Consider the following 18,082-nt stretch of genomic DNA (forward strand, 5'->3'; position numbering starts at 1 on the left):
TCCTATGCGTGAGAATGAAGGTTATTTACTGCTTTTGTTATCCACCAAAACCGCCAGCAAAATAACGGCTGCCTTAACGATCATTTGGTAGTAAGAAGAAACACCTAACAGGTTCAGTCCATTGTTGAGAAACCCAAGAATCAGCGCGCCGATGAGCGTGCCGACAATGCGCCCTTTACCACCCGCCAAACTGGTTCCGCCCAGCACCACTGCCGCAATCGCATCCAGTTCATACCCCGTGCCCGCCGTCGGTTGTGCCGATGACAAGCGCGCGACTTCGATAATCCCAGCCGATGCGGATAACAGCCCACATAAGGCGTAGACGATAATCTTGACGTTATCGACGCTGATGCCCGACAAGCGGGTCGCCGCTTCATTGCCGCCCAGCGCATAGATATAGCGTCCGAGCCGCGTGTGGTGCAGCATGTACCAGGCTGCGATAAAAACGATAACCATCAACCAGATCGGTGTAGGAATTCCCAGAGGGCGACCAATGCCAAACCAGCCGAAGGTATCCGCAACGTCAGAAAAACCGGTGTTTATTGGGCTGCCGTTGGTGTACACCATGGTGACGCCGCGCAGCAGTAACATCATCACCAGCGTGGCGATAAACGCCTGCACCTTTCCTTTCGCCACAATCACGCCAGTGCCCGCCCCGATTGCTGCACCGAACGCTAATGCACCAAACACCGCCAACAGCGCATTCACTTCCAGGCCAACAATCGATGCCGCCACTGCACCGGTCAGCGCCAGCAATGATCCGACTGACAAATCGATACCCGAGGTCAGAATAACCAGTGTCATCCCTACCGCCATGATGGCGTTCACCGATGTCTGTTGCAGGATATTGAACAGGTTATTGACCGTGAAAAAGTTAGGGCTCATGGACGAGACCACTGCGATCAGGATCAGCAGGGCAATCAGCGACTTTTGCTCCAACAGCCACTCTTTACTGAACCAGCGCTTTGCCGTGATAGATTCGGAACTCATGTTTGACTTACTCCTGCTTTACGCTATATAGCCAACCGACTTAAAAATGATTACAGCCAATGCCCTGATATGTGGCAAAAAAATACAGCTAATTGTTATCAAAATAATGTCGCTTGGCTATATTGCTTGCCAAATTGCTTGCCAACCGCTGCCGCCATCAGCACTTCCTGAGTGGCCTGCTCAATGGAGAATTCACCGCTCAAGCGGCCTTCATGCATCACCAAAATGCGATCACTCATACCGAGTACTTCCGGCATTTCCGATGACACCAAAATGATGCTGAGGCCTTCTTCCTTGAACTGGTTGATTAACTGATAGATCTCTTTCTTGGCTCCCACATCGACGCCGCGCGTAGGTTCATCGAGGATCAGCACTTTCGGCCGCGTCATCAGCCCGCGAGCAATCGCTACCTTCTGTTGATTTCCGCCGGACAACAGGCCAATTGGCTGTGCCATTGAGGGAGTTTTAATATTGAATAAACGGATAAAATCACTAACCGCGGTGCGTTCGTCTTCATGTTTGAGTGCACCAAAGCCACGGCTGAAATAACGCAATGCCGTCAGCGACATGTTCTCTTTGACAGACATCCCCAACACCAAGCCATCACGTTTGCGATCTTCAGATATATAAACGATGCCGTTTGCCAGCCCATCCTGCGGACTGCGCGTCACCACCTCACGGCCATCCAGCACCACGTCACCGCGCGTACGAGGAAGTGTGCCATACAGGATCTTCATCAGTTTGGTACGTCCTGCGCCCATCAGGCCAGAAACACCGAGAATTTCCCCCTGCCGCAGCGTAAAACTGACACCGTCAACACCCGGCCCCGTCAGGTCTTTAACACTCAAGCGAATATCGCCCGGCACGGTATTCATCCGAGGGTACTGCTCTTCCAGTTTGCGCCCCACCATCATTTCAATGAGTTGCTCTTCATGCAGCTGGTTGACCGGTCGCTCACCGATAAACTGACCGTCGCGCAGCACAGTCACGTCATCGCAAATCTCGAAAATTTCTTTCAGGCGGTGGGAGATATAGACGATACCGCAACCCTGTGCGGTCAGTTCCTTAATCACAGTAAATAAGGACGCGGTTTCGGTATCCGTCAGTGCATCCGTGGGTTCATCCATGATGATCACTTTGGATTCAAAGCTCAGCACCTTGGCAATCTCGACCACTTGCTGATCACCAATGGACAACTCGCCCACCAGTCGGCGGCTGTTGTAGCGCAGATTTAGCTTTTTCAGCAGCTTATCGGCTTCTGCGTACATCTTTTGCCAATCAATGCGCCCCAAGGCTCCGGTAAACTCGCGGCCAAGGAAAATATTTTCAGCAATCGTCAGCTGGGGAATCAGGTTAAGTTCCTGGTGAATAATACCGATACCCGCATGCTGTGATGATTTTGGCCCGTTAAAGGCAACGTCCTGCCCGAGAAAGCGAACATGACCGGCATCTTTGCGGTAAATACCGGTGAGCACCTTCATCAGGGTAGATTTCCCGGCGCCGTTTTCCCCCACCAGCGCCATCACCTTGCCGGGATAGACATTCAGGGCAGCACCGGACAGCGCTTTTACACTGGGAAAGGTTTTTACTATTCCCAGCAGCTGTAATAAAGGTTCCATCTCAGCCTCAGAAGGTTACGCCAGCACATAAAATAATATTGGCATAGGGCGAGCATTCACCGCTGCGAAAAACGGCCCTGCTCTGCCCGCTTTGCATCTTGAATGCCTCATGACTGACATAGTGCAACGCAATGGTATTTCCCTGGTATTGTTCAAGCTGTTGCAAATGCTCACGAATAACTTCATGGAGCTTTGGGTTCTTCTCGATAATCTCTTGCGCAACAATCGCCGCTTCTACCTGCATCTCCTGCGTAATCACGCTCAGCACCTGTATAAAAGTAGGCACATTGTGTGTTAACGCCAGATCAACACGGGCGGTAGTGGCAGGAATGGGTAACCCTGCATCACACACCACCACTTGGTCAGTGTGCCCAAGGCGTGCAATCACACTCGAGACTTCGGAATTGAGTAATACGCCTTTTTTCATTATGTCACTCGTTTTGATAACGACAGCGAAACGTTTCGTTTTCAGTAAAGTTTAAGAAAAAGTCCTGATAAAGCAAAAAAGAGTTTGCGGAATTGTGATCGCCATCGAAACGTTTCGCTATCACAAAAAAGAGATATAAGAAAAACATTAAGTTAGAAAATAGCCGTTAACCACCGCTGTCGGAAGATTGATCGCTATCACAAATGAAAAATAAACAATGAAACTAGATAATGAATTTATTAAAACAGTGTTTCTTTTTTGTATGATTTACCTCACTTTCTAAAGCTCATATCACCATACTCATAATTTAAACAATATAGCCAAGCGACATTATTTTGATAACAATTAGCTGTATTTTTTTGCCACATATCAGGGCATTGGCTGTAATCATTTTTAAGTCGGTTGGCTATAACGGCACTCTGACACCTGCCGAAAAAACTCTGGTTTGTTCACAAGGACTCTAACGATGAAAAACATATAGCAAAGCGACTTAATTTTGATTACACCATATGGACTGAGAACAAAATCTCTGTATCGCAACCACTCTCTCTTTTTTTGCTTGTGCCCATTTATGCTCAATGGGGTTAAGATCTGGCAAATACTCCACCATATACCCTGCATCGATGATGACTTGTTGAATATTATGTTTTTTGTGAAAAGTTGCATTGTCCATCACGATTACCCTGTTTTTAGGGAGTACTGGGATAAGGACTTGTGTGACCCAGGAATAGAAAACATCGCTGTTAATATTGATATCAAATAATCCGATAGCAAACAGCGTTGTGCCTAATAAAGCGCCGATAACATTTGTTCTTCCCTTGGCTCCCCCGTTCTTCAGGCCAAAACACCCTTGACCTTTTGGGGAATAGCCGTGAGTTCGTGGGTTATCGTGTGGAAAACCACTTTCATCAATAAAAACAATAGGCTTACCTTCTTTTTCATACTGTTGTATTTTTTGTTGAAATGCTTGCCGGGCGCTTTCGTCGGCTTTCGGATGACGTAGCGTTTTTTTATAGGTCAATCCCAGCTTTTTAAGAGCTTGCCAAATGGCCTTCTGACAAACGCCAAAACGCTCTGCACGTTCTTTTTGGTAAGCATCTGGATATGGTTCAACATCTTTTATCAACTCGGATTTATCGCTCTTTCGCTGACGCGTGGTCGATGCTTTTGACGCTATTTGATTAATCCAACGCGATACAGAGGCAGGGCCAATCCGAAATTGCTTCGCTGTTTCTCGGATACTCAACCCTTCTTCTTCCCGTGTAGATATCACTTTACCTCTAAAATCAATTGAATAGCTCATTTAAATAATGTAATCAAAATTAAGTCGTTTAGCTATATTGAAACGGTTATAAACGGTTTTCCATGGGCCGTAACGTTCAGGTATAGCTAAGCGACATTATTTTGATAACAATTAGCTGTATTTTTTTGCCACATATCAGGGCATTGGCTGTAATCATTTTTAAGTCGGTTGCCTATAGAGTCAAAAGTATCGACCACGCGTCAGCGAAAGAGCGATAAATCCGAGTTGATAAAAGATGTTGAACCATATCCAGATGCTTACCAAAAAGAACGTGCAGAGCGTTTTGGCGTTTGTCAGAAGGCCATTTGGCAAGCTCTTAAAAAGCTGGGATTGACCTATAAAAAAACGCTACGTCATCCGAAAGCCGACGAAAGCGCCCGGCAAGCATTTCAACAAAAAATACAACAGTATGAAAAAGAAGGTAAGCCTATTGTTTTTATTGATGAAAGTGGTTTTCCACACGATAACCCACGAACTCACGGCTATTCCCCAAAAGGTCAAGGGTGTTTTGGCCTGAAGAACGGGGGAGCCAAGGGAAGAACGAGTTATTAGCAAATCTGGTGTATGGCGATAGGCTACGTTCCGCTCTGATGCTTCGTGAATCTGTTCTCCATCCTTAAATTGGACGTTGCTTACAACCAGGGTCAGCAGGTCAAATCCTCTTAGTCGGTTCCAGCTTTTCTGAGCAGATTGGAGCAGCTTAAATACCATTGACAGGGTTGTTTCTCTCGAACCACCGTTCTTCGCGCCTCTGCTTCGTAGCCTCACAGTCGCAAAAGCCGATTCAATCGGATTTGTCGTTCTTATTGACGCCCAGTGCTCTGACGGGAAGTCGTAGAATGCCAACAGTTCTTCTCGAGCTTTCTCCAGCTTCTTCATCGCTGAAGGATATTTCGCTGAAAACCTTGCCAACAAAACATCAAAGGCTTCATTAGCGGCATCGCGGCTCTCTGCTAGCCAAACCTCCCGCAGCTCAGCCTTAACTTTCGGTTGCATGGCTTTGGGGAGTGAAGCCAACACATTAGCGGTTTTGTGCACCCAACAGCGTTGGTGCTGCGTGTCCGGGAATATCTTTGCCATTGCATTCCAAAAACCAAGGGCACCGTCTCCCGTAGCCAGCTTGGGAGATACGGTTAGGCCACGTGCTCGCAGGCCATTAAGAAGTTCGGCCCAGTTTGCTTCTGACTCTCGATAACCATCTTCAACCGCAACCAGCTCCTTACGTCCATGCTCAGTGACGCCGATAATGACCAGCAGGCAAAGGCAATCATCTTGCCTGACATGGCTGTATATGCCATCGGCCCAGAAATAAACGTAGCGCGTATCGCTTAAATCACGCAGGCACCATTGCCTGTGCTCTTCAAGCCACTGCTGTTTCAGTCTGCTGATGGTACTGGCAGAGAGGCCATTAGCTTTTTCACCGAGAAGCGCCCTCAGGGCTTCATGAAAATCACCGGTGGATATGCCTCGCAGGTACAGCCATGGTAGCAACTCTTCGACGCTTTTTGCACGTTTCAGATAAGGCGGCAACAACGCGCTGTTGAAGCATATTCCGTTGCCGCTGCGCTCCCTGACCTTAGGTACTTTAATTTCAACATCCCCAATACCCGTCTGTATGGTTCGCGGGGGCAAATAGCCGTTACGAACGACAGCATGACGCCCGTCGTCAAGGCGGCGTTCAGCATGTTGTTGCAGAATGGCTTCGAGCTCAACGTCAACGGCGGCAGCTATCAGCTGCCTGGCACCATTACGAATGAGTTCATGCAAGGGATCACCGGCAATATCTGGTTCTGCGGAGACCTGTAGGGTAGACTTTTTCATGGGGTATCATCTCTCTGTTGTTGAAATCATCCACAAAATCAATCAGCAGGATACGCTACCCTCCCCGAAACCCCGTACACCAGAAATGAGCATAACTCCTAGTACGTTGATATTCCACATTTATATGCTATTTGGCACAATATAGTCCTCAATGCTTTCCTGTCGGGGAGGTATCTCTTAACGTTCGATATTTAATCAGTATTTTTCTGTGAAAGGTGAGCCACTTTTTCTCAATATAGATGGCTTTGTTGAATAAATAGAACTTTTGGGTAATCATCGGAGCAGATCAACACAGTTGTTTCAAAATCAGCTCTCCATGGCAAAACAAAATCTTAAAATCACCAACTGGCCCTCTTATAACAAGGCCCTCAAGCAGCGCGCTTCTCTAACCGTATGGCTAGATGAATCAGCCATTGCTGCATGGACGGAAAAAAACACTACTGAACGGCGTGGACGACCGCTCCACTACTCAGATATGGCCATCACCACAGTCCTGATGATGAAACGCGTGTTTGGCCTTTCATTGAGGGCTTTACAGGGCTTTGGTGACTCGATTTTTAAACTGATTAAATTGTCGCTCCATTGTCCAGACTATTCGCTGCTCAGCAAGCGAGCAAAGACAGTGAACATCAGCATAAAAACGCCAACCCGTGGTGAAATCTCACATCTGGTCATTGATGGAACCGGCCTGAAGGTCTTTGGCGAAGGCGAATGGAAAGTCCGGCAGCATGGTGCCGACAGACGCAGGGTATGGCGTAAGCTGCACCTGGCAGTAGACAGTGTGACGCATGAGATTGTCTGTGCGGATTTGTCGCTCAGTGGTATGACTGATGCCCAAGCTCTACCGGCGCTGATAAACCAGACCCACCGGAAAATCAGAGAGGCATCGGCTAACGGCGCTTAGGATACAGTTTACTGCTATGATGCTCTGCTGAGGAAGAAAATAAGGCCGCTTATCCCGCCACGAAGGGGGGCGCAATATTGGCAAGATCGCTACCACGAGCGTAACCACGCTGTTGCAAATCAGCGCATTAGCGGTAGTAACGCTATCTGGAAAAAGAAAGTGGGCTATCACCGGCGCTCAGTGGCTGAAACGGCCATGTTCCGGTTCAAAAGGCTTCTGGGTGGTTATCTAAGTCTGAGAGACTACGATGGTCAGGTGGGTGAAGCCATGGCCATGGTCAAAGCGCTTAACCTGATCACGCTATTAGGAATGCCGAACAGCATTCGCATCACATAACAATCGACCCGTATGGGGCGCAGTCGTTACAAGTTCTGATTTATTCAACAAAGCCAATATAGGTTAGATAGAAGAAAAAGTTTTTCGTACAGAATAACATATGATAATAAGTATTATATCATTGTAATGACAATTTTCAGACAAACTATCTTATTTATACCATTTAGGGTAAGTAACTCGACGCCTGTGACCATTTTATACCGTTTGGTTTTTATCATGACTTGATTTTTAATTATTTAATAAAGTATCTACAACAACAAAAATAAGGTGTTTAGCTGATTTTATGAGGTTTATTTACATTAAATAATGGTCGAAAAATAAAGAACTGAATTATTGATTTCAAACAAGGGATGAGTATGGAACTGTTTAAATTTAGTGATTATTACAAATAGACTTGGTTGAATCTACTGGTAAATATCGAAATTCATCGATACGCCTTATGTTTTTCGTTGTTTTCTCACTATCAAATAGTGGGTGTTGTTGGTTTATATATAAATTAATGAACGTTAATAAGGAGTGTTTATTAAATATTGGTTATAAATTTAAATTATGACTTGCAAATAGATGTATATATAATTGCTATAGATGCTATATCGCTATGATTTATTAGTGTTTTGTAATTAAATGGAGATTATTATTTATGTCAGTAAATTTAAGTGGTGTCGGTTATAATCATCATTCAAATGTTTTCTTCGATGAGGTGAATAATGTAAAAAATAAACAAAATGAAGCTGTTTTAGAAAAAAAAAGACATTCACATGTCGAAAATGAAACTGAAAAAAATATCCCATCAACATATTTAAATCCTCTTCAAAGTAAAGTGAGGTTTACCGTACTAGAAAAAAAATTAATGGAAGATCTTCATGATAAAAAAGAGTTGTTCTTAAAGACAAGTTATCAACACTCTAAAAAAACATTAATAGCCTCAATTAAAATCATTAATAAGTTAATGCTCGAACCGGAGATAAAAAAACGCGATCTTGATTTGTTGTCAAAATATATTGAAAGTTTCTATCATAGAGTTGATACATCTGGTCCATATTGGAAAAGCGAAAATAATATTGTGTCTAGAACATTAAGCAAAATAGGAGACTATCTCGCTAAGACATATAATAATCTTCATGGTATATCAAATGAACCGGATAAAGAATTATCAGGTTTAACAAGTTCTTGGGTAGCAGCGATGATAAAGATGACCAATAATAATTCCCAAGGAGATAATTCCAATATAAATTATAAAAATTTCAACGCAATATTGGAGTATCATGTTTTAAACCAAGAAAAACTATTGAACAATTATGAATCCTCTGTTAATACAGGGAAATTACTAAATTTAATTTATTATATAAGGCCGGGGACACTCGATAGTCAGATATTATCTAAGAGTAAGGATGCGATAGAGAGAAATTTATTGAAACTTGTCAATCAATCCTTAAATATTGTCAATTCAAAAAAAAACAATTTTCCTCTTTATCATATTCGTTGTGCCTTGGATGTATTGTCATCCATCATCAATTCTGAGAAGAGAAACAATCCTAAAATTAGCTTTGAAACACAAAAAAACATTGATTTTAATTTAAATAATATATTAAAGAAATATAATTCCTTACCAGCCAAAAGTGAATTGCGTGAGGAAATTAATGTTGTTTTGACTAAATTTATAGAAGATACCGGGAGAAGTTTTGAAAAGAATGACTTGTCTATATTTTCTGGTTTTTTGAAACCTATTTTAGAAAAAGAATTCATTCCCCATAATTTCAAACTTAATAGCGAATATAGAATAAAATCTTCTTATCCTTTTAATAATGAAGAGAAAAATAAACTAAATGTTATAGCAACTAAAGTTCTAAAAAATTTTCATGAATCATTCGGGGAAAAAAGTGTAAGAGATGATTATTCAAAACCATTGGAAATTATAGTGATGAAGAATAAAGATCACTACCATCGATATGGTAACTATCCTTTCCGTATAGACACAAATAATGGAGGTATTTATATTGAAGGGAATTCTAACAATCCTAATAATCAACCACGTATTTTTGTTTATATGAAAGACAATAATATTCATAATTTTGGACATGAAATTGTTCATTATCTTGATGGTAAATATAATAAGTATGGTGATGCTAATATGTTTCCCTCAGAGGAAATTACATGGTGGACCGAAGGTCTGGCAGAGTATATATCGCATGGGAAAAAAAATGAATATGCAGAAAGTGTTTTAATGAATTGCCCGCCAGAAAATAGACCTAGCTTGAGGCAAATAATTGATATAGACGGGTTTTCTGCTAATGGGCATAGTGAGAGATTATACGCTTGGCCATATTTTGTGCAAAAATTTCTCGATAGTTCACCACAACTACGTTCTGTTCGTGGTGAATTAGTTCGCTCCCTAAGACAAGAAATTGGATCCAGCGGTGATAAACCTTCTTATTCTAGAGTTTTAAAAAACTTTGGACAAAAATACAATGAGGAGTTTTATTATTGGCTAAATCAACAGTCTAACCATTCAATAAGCATAAATAGATATTCTAATTGTGGATGATTTGATTCAATGATTAAATAGAATGTGAAATAAATGATATCTTAGGTTGTGTCTCTCTGTCGCGTAATTACGTGTTAAAAAGAGTGACGCAACCTAATTACGATACTTCAAAGTAATTTTTTTGAACAACAGCGCTCCCGCTATTTTTGGTTTCTAAAACTTCATTGCAAAATTCAGCAAATGTCTTTCTCATATAGGCCTTAGTTATTGATTTTCTGCTAAAAGTCAATCGGCATGTTATATCGTCGAGTGGCTTTGTTGAATAAATAGAACTTTTGGGTAATCATCGGAGCAGATCAACACAGTTGTTTCAAAATCAGCTCTCCATGGCAAAACAAAATTTTAAAATCACCAACTGGCCCTCTTATAACAAGGCCCTCAAGCAGTGCGGTTCTCTAACCGTATGGCTAGATGAATCAGCCATTGCTGCATGGACGGAAAAAAACACTACTGAACGGCGTGGACGACCGCTCCACTACTCAGATATGGCCATCACCACAGTCCTGATGATGAAACGCGTGTTTGGCCTTTCATTGAGGGCTTTACAGGGCTTTGGTGACTCGATTTTTAAACTGATTAAATTGTCGCTCCATTGTCCAGACTATTCGCTGCTCAGCAAGCGAGCAAAGACAGTGAACATCAGCATAAAAACGCCAACCCCTGGTGAAATCTCACATCTGGTCATTGATGGAACCGGCCTGAAGGTCTTTGGCGAAGGCGAATGGAAAGTCCGGCAGCATGGTGCCGACAGACGCAGGGTATGGCGTAAGCTGCACCTGGCAGTAGACAGTGTGACGCATGAGATTATCTGTGCGGATTTGTCGCTCAGTGGTACGACTGATGCCCAAGCTCTACCGGCGCTGATAAACCAGACCCACCGGAAAATCAGAGAGGCATCGGCTGACGGCGCTTACGATACAGTTTACTGCTATGATGCTCTGCTGAGGAAGAAAATAAGGCCGCTTATCCTGCCACGAAGGGGGGCGCAATATTGGCAAGATCGCTACCACGAGCGTAACCACGCTGTTGCAAATCAGCGCATTAGCGGTAGTAACGCTATCTGGAAAAAGAAAGTGGGCTATCACCGGCGCTCAGTGGCTGAAACGGCCATGTTCCGGTTCAAAAGGCTTCTGGGTGGTCATCTAAGTCTGAGAGACTACGATGCTCAGGTGGGTGAAGCCATGGCCATGGTCAAAGCGCTTAACCTGATCACGCTATTAGGAATGCCGAACAGTATTCGCATCACGTGGCTTTGTTGAATAAATAGATTTTATGCTGGCAGCCCAGCATAAAATCTATTTATTCAACAAAGCCCTTCTGAATATCTAAAACATTAGGGTCAATACCTTCTGTTATTTATTTTGATAAATATTATATTTTCTATTCATCTTTTTAGAAGGGGGTAAAATGATTAATCAGACTTCAACTTTATCATCTTATTGCAACAGCTTGAATACATATAAACAAGATGTCATTTGTGATCATGTAAGTGTCTTTAGAGATGTTGTGTATTCTTCAAAAAATAAAGTGCACATCAGTGATGATGCAAAAAAAATATTGAACGTGATAACGCTAGGGTTGAGTTATTATATAATTCAATTCATAGAAGGGCGTTTGAGTGAAACCGCATTAGCTGACTATATAGAAATTACGGAAACGTTGATAAATGCCTTTGACACTGAGACACAATGTATAAAAATTCCCCTAGGAAAAGGAAAGCACATTGAGTTTAATGAAACAACAAGCGAGGGGAAAAATTTCGAAACGATAGTAACTGCGATACGCCCTAAAATGTTCAGGACACTGAAATATAAAGATCAAGAATTAAAAATTAACAAGTCATTGTCACAGATAGCAGAAATGTTGGTAGTTGATGTAATGAATAACAAAGAGAGACTAGAGGGTAGATTTACTAATCTTATCACACGAGCTGAATGTATACATGAACGCTTGGTAAAAAAACAAGAAGAAAATACAGTGGCTCCGAATACGAACTTACGCCATGATATTACTCACCCGATGAAATATAAGAAAAAAACGGTAAGTGCTAAATTAAATGAAATTCACATTGATGGAAAATCCTCATTGACCTATTTAAGTAAGGAAAAGATGTTTTTTGGGGTGAGATTTGATGAGCATAAAGTGTTGGGTGTAACATCCCTGAGTGGAAAGAAATACATCTTTAGCCTTTCTCATGGAGAGCTAAAGAATATAGGTCATGAGGATGGTGTCTGTTATTTTAAATTAAATGTAGGGCGGAGGAAAGATCCCGAAGGAATACTAAGGGTTTATAATGAGTTGCTTGATGTAGCAAATAAATATGGGCTTACGGACCATAATATTAAAGTTTTTGCTAAAGAAAAGAATCCTGACTTGAATTTTCAGATAAATAATCCAAGGGGATATTCGAAGCCAGTTGACGATCATAACCCATTTTTGGATAATAAAATTTCTTCAAGTTATAAAAACCGTTAATGTAGTATCCGAGCCTGTACACGAGATTGTGTAATTGCCTGATTTTGATATGTTCAATCCAACATCAAAAGCAGGTTACTTTATGGACGAAAAACAGTTACAGGCTCTGGCTAACGAGCTGGCCAAAAATCTCAAAACCCCTGACGCTCTCAACCAGTTTGATCGCCTGCTGAAAAAGATCTGCGTTGAAGCTGCCCTTAATGCTGAAATGACCCATCACCTCGGGCATGAGAAGCACCAGTCCAAATCTGGAACTAACACGCGCAATGGCTACTCCACAAAGACTGTTACCACCGGCGATGATCCGCTGGAACTGCGTACACCACGTGATCGTGATGGTTCCTTTGAACCGCAACTGGTGAAGAAGAACCAGACCCGGCTCACCCGGATGGATAACCAGATTTTATCGTTGTATGCCAAAGGGATGACCACCCGCGAAATTGCCGCTGCGTTCAAAGAGCTGTATGACGCGGATGTCTCACCCGCCCTGGTATCGAAGGTCACCGATGCCGTTATGGAGCAGGTTGTTGAATGGCAAAATCGCCCCCTGGATGCGGTTTATCCCATTGTTTACCTTGACTGTATCGTTCTGAAAGTCCGGCAGGACAGCCGCGTTATCAATAAGTCTGTGTTCCTGGCGCTGGGTATCAATATCGAAGGCCAGAAAGAGCTACTGGGGATGTGGCTGGCCGAAAATGAAGGTGCAAAGTTCTGGCTGAACGTGCTGACAGAACTGAAAAACCGTGGCCTGACCGACATCCTCATTGCCTGTGTGGACGGCCTGAAAGGGTTCCCGGATGCCATCAACACGGTCTACCCGGAAGCCCGCATCTAGTTGTGCATCGTGCATATGGTGCGCAACAGTCTGCGCTTCGTTGCCTGGAAGGACTATAAGGCGGTAACACGCGACCTCAAAGCAGTGTATCAGGCTCCAACCGAAGAGGCCGCGCTTCAGGCGCTGGAGACGTTCGGTGGGATATGGGATCACCGCTATCCGCAGATATAGCCAAGCGACATTATTTTGATAACAATTAGCTGTATTTTTTTGCCACATATCATGGCATTGGCTGTAATCATTTTTAAGTCGGTTGGCTATAAGCCGGAGCTGGCAGTCAAACTGGGCCAACCTGTCGACATTCTTCTCCTACCCCCAGGAACTTCGCAAGGTAATCTACACGACGAACGCTATAGAATCACTGAACAGCGTGCTCCGGCATGCAATCAAGAAACGCAAGGTGTTCCCGACTGATGACTCGGTGAAGAAGGTCGTATGGCTGGCAATCCAGGCGGCATCACAGAAATGGACGATGCCCTTACAGGACTGGCGTATGGCAATGAGTCGCTTTATTATCGAGTTCGGTGACCGCCTTGACGGTCACTTCTGAGAAAAGGCATTTACACAACATCTTAAACAGGCTCTAATAAAGCGCCGATAACATTTGTTCTTCCCTTGGCTCCCCAGTTCTTCAGGCCAAAACACCGTTGACCTTTTGGGGAATAGCCGTGAGTCCGTGGGGTATCGTGTGGAAAACCACTTTCATCAATAAAAACAATAGGTTTACCTTCTTTTTCATACTGTTGTATTTTTTGTTGAAATGCTTGCCGGGCGCTTTCGTCGGCTTTCGGATGACGTAGCGTTTTTTTATAGGTCAATCCCAGCTTTTTAAGAGCTTGCCAAATGGCCTTCTGACAAACGCCAAAACGCTCTGCACGTTCTTTTTGGTAAGCATCTGGATATGGTTCAACATCTTTTATCAACTCGGATTTATCGCTCTTTCGCTGACGCGTGGTCGATGCTTTTGACGCTATTTGATTAATCCAACGCGATACAGAGGCAGGGCCAATCCGAAATTGCTTCGCTGTTTCTCGGATACTCAACCCTTCTTCTTCCCGTGTAGATATTACTTTACGTCTAAAATCAATTGAATAGCTCATTTAAATAATGTAATCAAAATTAAGTCTTTTAGCTATATTGGCTTATTCGAATGGCGGGCTGATGCGGGTTAACGATGGTTACGTTTAGGGACGGGACGCGTTAGCCAAAAATAATAAGGGGGCCATTAGCCCCCTTATTATTGAGTCTACTGCCTGTCAGCCAGTATTTCACATTGCATGAAAACCGGCAGCCAATCCATCAGATATCAATGTTGGCAGCTTTCAACGCGTTCTCTTCGATAAAGGCGCGGCGCGGCTCAACCGCATCGCCCATCAGCGTAGTGAACAGCTCATCCGCTGCCATGGCGTCTTTAACGGTCACGCGCAGCATGCGGCGGCTTTCCGGATCCATGGTGGTTTCCCACAGCTGTTCCGGGTTCATTTCGCCAAGACCTTTGTAACGCTGAATGTTCAAACCACGGCGTGACTCTTTCACCAGCCACTCCAGCGCTTGTTCGAAGCTGTTAATCGGCTGTTTACGCTCACCGCGCTCAATGTACGCCCCCTCTTCGAACAGGCCACGCAGCTTTTCACCCAGCAGTACGATTTTGCGGTATTCGCTGCCGCGTACGAAGTTGACATCCAGCACATAATCGGTATCTACCCCGTGAGTACGCACGCGCAGCACTGGTTCGGCAAGCACTGAGTTATCGCTCAACGCACCGCTGTAGCTGCTGCCGTGCACATCATCTTCATTGAGGGTTTTCACCAACGCCGCCAGCCAGCTTTCTACTTTGGCACGGTCTTGCAGATCGTTTTCTGTCAGCGTGTCTTGGTAAATCAAGGCATTCAACAACGCACGTGGATAACGACGTTCCATACGATCGATCAACCGCTGTACGCTGTGGTGATCTTTCACCAGCAGTTCCACTTGCTCGCTCTGCAACGCAGGTGCCTGAGCATTGATGTGCAGCGCCGATCCATCCAGTGCCAGAGCAATCTGGTACTGGTCCATCGCTTCATCATCTTTAATGTACTGTTCCTGCTTGCCTTTCTTCACTTTGTACAGCGGCGGCTGGGCAATAAAGACGTGACCACGTTCAATGATTTCCGGCATCTGACGATAGAAGAAGGTCAACAGCAGCGTACGAATGTGAGCACCATCGACGTCGGCATCGGTCATGATGATGATGTTGTGGTAACGCAGCTTGTCCGGATTGTATTCATCGCGGCCAATGCCACAGCCTAATGCAGTGATCAGCGTGCCCACTTCCTGAGAAGAGAGCATCTTGTCAAAGCGCGCTTTCTCCACGTTAAGGATTTTACCTTTAAGCGGCAGAACGGCCTGATTCTTACGGTTACGCCCCTGCTTGGCAGAGCCGCCCGCCGAGTCCCCTTCCACTAGGTAGAGTTCAGACAGCGCCGGATCGCGTTCCTGACAATCCGCCAGCTTGCCCGGCAAGCCAGCCAGATCGAGCGCCCCTTTACGACGCGTCATTTCACGTGCTTTGCGGGCCGCTTCGCGCGCGCGCGCTGCATCAATAATTTTGCCGACCACGATTTTGGCGTCACCCGGGTTTTCCATCAGGTAATCGACCAGACGTTCGTTCATCAGCGATTCCACCGCGGTTTTCACCTCGGAAGAGACCAGCTTGTCTTTGGTCTGTGAAGAGAATTTCGGGTCCGGCACTTTTACCGATACTACGGCAATCAAGCCCTCACGCGCATCGTCACCGGTGGCACTGACTTTGGCCTTTTTGCTGTAGCCTTCTTTTTCCATGTAGCTGTTCAGCGTGCGCGTCATCGCGCCACGGAAACCGGCCAGGTGCGTACCGCCATCACGCTGGGGAATGTTGTTGGTAAAGCAGTAGATATTTTCCTGGAACCCGTCGTTCCACTGCATGGCAATTTCGACGCCAATATCGTCTTTTTCCACGCTGAAATAGAACACCTGCGGATGAATCGGCGTCTTGTTGCGATTCAGGTAGTCAACAAACGCTTTAATGCCGCCTTCATAGTGGAAGTGATCGGCCTTACCCTGCTCACGCTCGTCGCTGAGACGGATGGAAACACCAGAGTTCAGGAACGACAGCTCACGCAGGCGCTTGGCCAGAATGTCGTATTCGAAATCGGTGACGTTGCTAAAGGTTTCCATGCTCGGCCAGAAACGCACGGTAGTACCGGTACGTTCGACATCCCCCACCACGGCCAGCGGTGCCTGCGGCTCGCCGTGACGATAAATTTGGTGGTGAGTTTTGCCATCACGGTAAATGGTCAATTCCAGCTTTTCAGACAAGGCGTTGACCACGGAAACCCCAACACCGTGCAGACCGCCGGACACTTTATAGGAGTTATCGTCAAACTTACCGCCGGCATGCAGCACGGTCATGATCACTTCGGCCGCAGAGACACCCTCTTCTTCATGAATACCGGTAGGAATGCCACGGCCATCATCCTGCACCGAAACCGAGTTATCTTTATGAATGGTAATAACAATGTCTTTGCAGAAGCCTGCGAGTGCTTCGTCGATAGCGTTGTCCACAACCTCGAATACCATGTGATGCAGGCCTGTGCCGTCATCCGTATCACCGATGTACATACCCGGGCGTTTACGTACCGCATCCAGCCCTTTCAATACTTTGATACTTGAGGAGTCATAAGAATTCGACATCAACGTTTCTCGCTCATTTTAGTCCTGTAATTGAACCGTTATTTTACTCTGTTCCACACGGAACATCTTGCCCTTTTCACCGATCATGTCATCTATCTGCTCAGCGCTGATGGCGCTAACAAATACCTGAGCCTCGGTCGCTTTTAACCGTTCAGCCAACAAACGGCGGCGGGTACTGTCCAGTTCGGAAGCAAAATCATCTATCAGATAAATACACTTGGCATCGCTATGGCGAGTGAGAAACTCTCCCTGCGCCAATCGCAACGCACACATCAATAACTTCAACTGTCCACGCGACAGCATGTCTTCCACCGCAACGCCGCCCGCCCGGATACGAAAATCCGCTTTGTGCGGCCCCAACGCGGTGTAACCCAACTGCCGGTCGCGCTCAAACTGCCGTTCCAGCAGTTCGGCATAATCGCTCTCTTTGTCCCAGCCGCGCTGGAAAGAGAAGCTCAGTGAAAACTCCGGCAAAAACTGCTCGCAGGTCGCGGTAATGTCCGCAGTGATCGCAGTGGTGTAATCCGCCCGCAAGGCGCTGATGCGCTCTGCCAGCGGAATAAGTTCCTGATCCCAGGCGCGCAGCTGACGATACAGCCCCACCTGACGCAGCGCGGCATTACGCTGGCGCAATAACCGTTTCAGGTTGCTCCATGCCGCGAAAAAACCGGGCTCATGGTGAAAACAGCCCCAATCGAGAAAAGCACGACGGTATTTTGGCCCACCGTTGAGCAACGTGAAGCCCTCCGGCGTGATAAGCTGAATCGGCAGCAACTGCGCCAGATCCGCCACCTTGTGACCATCGCTGCCATCAATACGCACGGTACTGTCGCCCAGCCGGTTTTTACTCAGACCTATCGAGCGTTCACGCTCCATGCCATCCAACCGACCGTGCAGAATAAACTCGGACTGTTCATGCCGAATCACGCGTGCTGCCTGGATGGATCGAAACGCACGACCGTGCCCCAACGTGTAGATGGCCTCCAGAACGCTGGTTTTTCCGCTGCCATTCTCCCCTACCAGAAAATTGAATCCAGGGATGAGCGCCAAATCGGCAGAGGCGATATTACGGAAATCTTTAATCAGAAGGCGGGTCAGAGCCATGGACAACCAGAT

Annotated in this window: 12 protein-coding genes and 3 pseudogenes; 6 read left to right on the forward strand and 9 right to left on the reverse strand. The window is 45.3% G+C overall.

The window, feature by feature from the left end; translation table 11 throughout:
* Positions 1-21: 21 nt before the first annotated feature.
* The 5 genes from rbsC to ACD630_RS19945 all read right to left on the reverse strand — a co-directional run bounded on the left by rbsC (position 22) and on the right by ACD630_RS19945 (position 4,339).
* Entirely contained in the window at positions 22-990 is a 969-nt protein-coding gene (gene rbsC, locus ACD630_RS19925; RefSeq protein ID WP_430360396.1) for a ribose ABC transporter permease, read from the reverse strand.
* Positions 991-1,088: 98 nt separating this feature from the next.
* Positions 1,089-2,609 (reverse strand): ribose ABC transporter ATP-binding protein RbsA, encoded by a 1,521-nt coding sequence (gene rbsA / locus ACD630_RS19930; protein WP_430360397.1) that lies wholly within the window; start codon positions 2,607-2,609, stop codon positions 1,089-1,091.
* 7 nt (positions 2,610-2,616) lie between these two features.
* Complete coding sequence (rbsD, locus tag ACD630_RS19935) at positions 2,617-3,036, reverse strand: D-ribose pyranase (protein ID WP_430360398.1); 420 nt, start codon at positions 3,034-3,036, stop codon at positions 2,617-2,619.
* Positions 3,037-3,429: 393 nt separating this feature from the next.
* Positions 3,430-3,615, reverse strand: coding sequence for a hypothetical protein (locus ACD630_RS19940; RefSeq protein WP_430361315.1), 186 nt, complete (start codon positions 3,613-3,615; stop codon positions 3,430-3,432).
* Positions 3,527-4,339, reverse strand: coding sequence for an IS630 family transposase (locus ACD630_RS19945; protein WP_430360399.1), 813 nt, complete (start codon positions 4,337-4,339; stop codon positions 3,527-3,529). Before ACD630_RS19945 ends, ACD630_RS19940 begins: the two co-directional genes overlap by 89 nt.
* 168 nt (positions 4,340-4,507) lie before the next feature.
* Between ACD630_RS19945 and ACD630_RS19950 the strand changes: the two genes are divergently transcribed.
* Positions 4,508-4,891 carry an IS630 transposase-related protein gene (locus ACD630_RS19950; RefSeq protein ID WP_430360400.1) on the forward strand — a complete coding sequence of 128 codons (384 nt, stop codon included), beginning with the start codon at positions 4,508-4,510 and terminating at the stop codon, positions 4,889-4,891.
* 21 nt (positions 4,892-4,912) lie between these two features.
* Here ACD630_RS19950 and ACD630_RS19955 read toward each other — a convergent pair.
* Positions 4,913-6,160: pseudogene (locus ACD630_RS19955) on the reverse strand (IS256 family transposase); the annotation flags it as partial.
* 316 nt (positions 6,161-6,476) lie between these two features.
* On the opposite strand from ACD630_RS19955, the pseudogene ACD630_RS19960 reads away from it, so the two are divergent.
* The 5 genes and pseudogenes from ACD630_RS19960 (at position 6,477) to ACD630_RS19980 (ending at position 13,805) form a co-directional block, all read left to right on the forward strand.
* Positions 6,477-7,400: pseudogene (locus tag ACD630_RS19960) on the forward strand (IS5 family transposase).
* Between the two features lie 640 nt (positions 7,401-8,040).
* Positions 8,041-9,945, forward strand: coding sequence for a collagenase (locus ACD630_RS19965; protein WP_430360401.1), 1,905 nt, complete (start codon positions 8,041-8,043; stop codon positions 9,943-9,945).
* Between the two features lie 326 nt (positions 9,946-10,271).
* The gene (locus ACD630_RS19970) at positions 10,272-11,204 is read left to right on the forward strand and encodes an IS5 family transposase (protein ID WP_430360402.1); all 933 of its coding nucleotides are present in this window, start codon (positions 10,272-10,274) and stop codon (positions 11,202-11,204) included.
* Positions 11,205-11,352: 148 nt separating this feature from the next.
* The gene (locus ACD630_RS19975; RefSeq protein ID WP_430360403.1) at positions 11,353-12,420 is read left to right on the forward strand and encodes a hypothetical protein; all 1,068 of its coding nucleotides are present in this window, start codon (positions 11,353-11,355) and stop codon (positions 12,418-12,420) included.
* A gap of 82 nt (positions 12,421-12,502) precedes the next feature.
* Positions 12,503-13,805, forward strand: a pseudogene (locus ACD630_RS19980) (IS256 family transposase).
* 22 nt (positions 13,806-13,827) lie between these two features.
* Here the strand turns inward: ACD630_RS19980 and ACD630_RS19985 are convergent.
* From ACD630_RS19985 to recF, 3 genes are all read right to left on the reverse strand, one after another.
* Positions 13,828-14,355, reverse strand: a complete 528-nt coding sequence (locus ACD630_RS19985; protein WP_430360404.1) for an IS630 transposase-related protein — start codon at positions 14,353-14,355, stop codon at positions 13,828-13,830.
* Positions 14,356-14,554: 199 nt separating this feature from the next.
* Positions 14,555-16,966, reverse strand: coding sequence for a DNA topoisomerase (ATP-hydrolyzing) subunit B (gyrB, locus tag ACD630_RS19990; RefSeq protein ID WP_430361207.1), 2,412 nt, complete (start codon positions 16,964-16,966; stop codon positions 14,555-14,557).
* A gap of 18 nt (positions 16,967-16,984) precedes the next feature.
* Positions 16,985-18,070, reverse strand: coding sequence for a DNA replication/repair protein RecF (gene recF / locus ACD630_RS19995; RefSeq protein WP_430361208.1), 1,086 nt, complete (start codon positions 18,068-18,070; stop codon positions 16,985-16,987).
* Positions 18,071-18,082: the final 12 nt, after the last annotated feature.

It is taken from the genome of Symbiopectobacterium sp. RP (genome assembly GCF_050472005.1).
GTDB lineage: Bacteria > Pseudomonadota > Gammaproteobacteria > Enterobacterales > Enterobacteriaceae > Symbiopectobacterium.

What these genes read in the sequence shown, in the direction of transcription:
- rbsC (WP_430360396.1), bottom strand. Translation starts at nt 990, where the DNA reads ATGAGTTCCGAATCTATCACGGCAAAGCGCTGGTTCAGTAAAGAGTGG.
- rbsA (WP_430360397.1), bottom strand. Translation starts at nt 2,609, where the DNA reads ATGGAACCTTTATTACAGCTGCTGGGAATAGTAAAAACCTTTCCCAGT.
- rbsD (WP_430360398.1), bottom strand. Translation starts at nt 3,036, where the DNA reads ATGAAAAAAGGCGTATTACTCAATTCCGAAGTCTCGAGTGTGATTGCA.
- ACD630_RS19945 (WP_430360399.1), bottom strand. Translation starts at nt 4,339, where the DNA reads ATGAGCTATTCAATTGATTTTAGAGGTAAAGTGATATCTACACGGGAA.
- ACD630_RS19965 (WP_430360401.1), top strand. Translation starts at nt 8,041, where the DNA reads ATGTCAGTAAATTTAAGTGGTGTCGGTTATAATCATCATTCAAATGTT.
- ACD630_RS19970 (WP_430360402.1), top strand. Translation starts at nt 10,272, where the DNA reads ATGGCAAAACAAAATTTTAAAATCACCAACTGGCCCTCTTATAACAAG.
- ACD630_RS19975 (WP_430360403.1), top strand. Translation starts at nt 11,353, where the DNA reads ATGATTAATCAGACTTCAACTTTATCATCTTATTGCAACAGCTTGAAT.
- ACD630_RS19985 (WP_430360404.1), bottom strand. Translation starts at nt 14,355, where the DNA reads ATGAGCTATTCAATTGATTTTAGACGTAAAGTAATATCTACACGGGAA.
- gyrB (WP_430361207.1), bottom strand. Translation starts at nt 16,966, where the DNA reads ATGTCGAATTCTTATGACTCCTCAAGTATCAAAGTATTGAAAGGGCTG.
- recF (WP_430361208.1), bottom strand. Translation starts at nt 18,070, where the DNA reads ATGGCTCTGACCCGCCTTCTGATTAAAGATTTCCGTAATATCGCCTCT.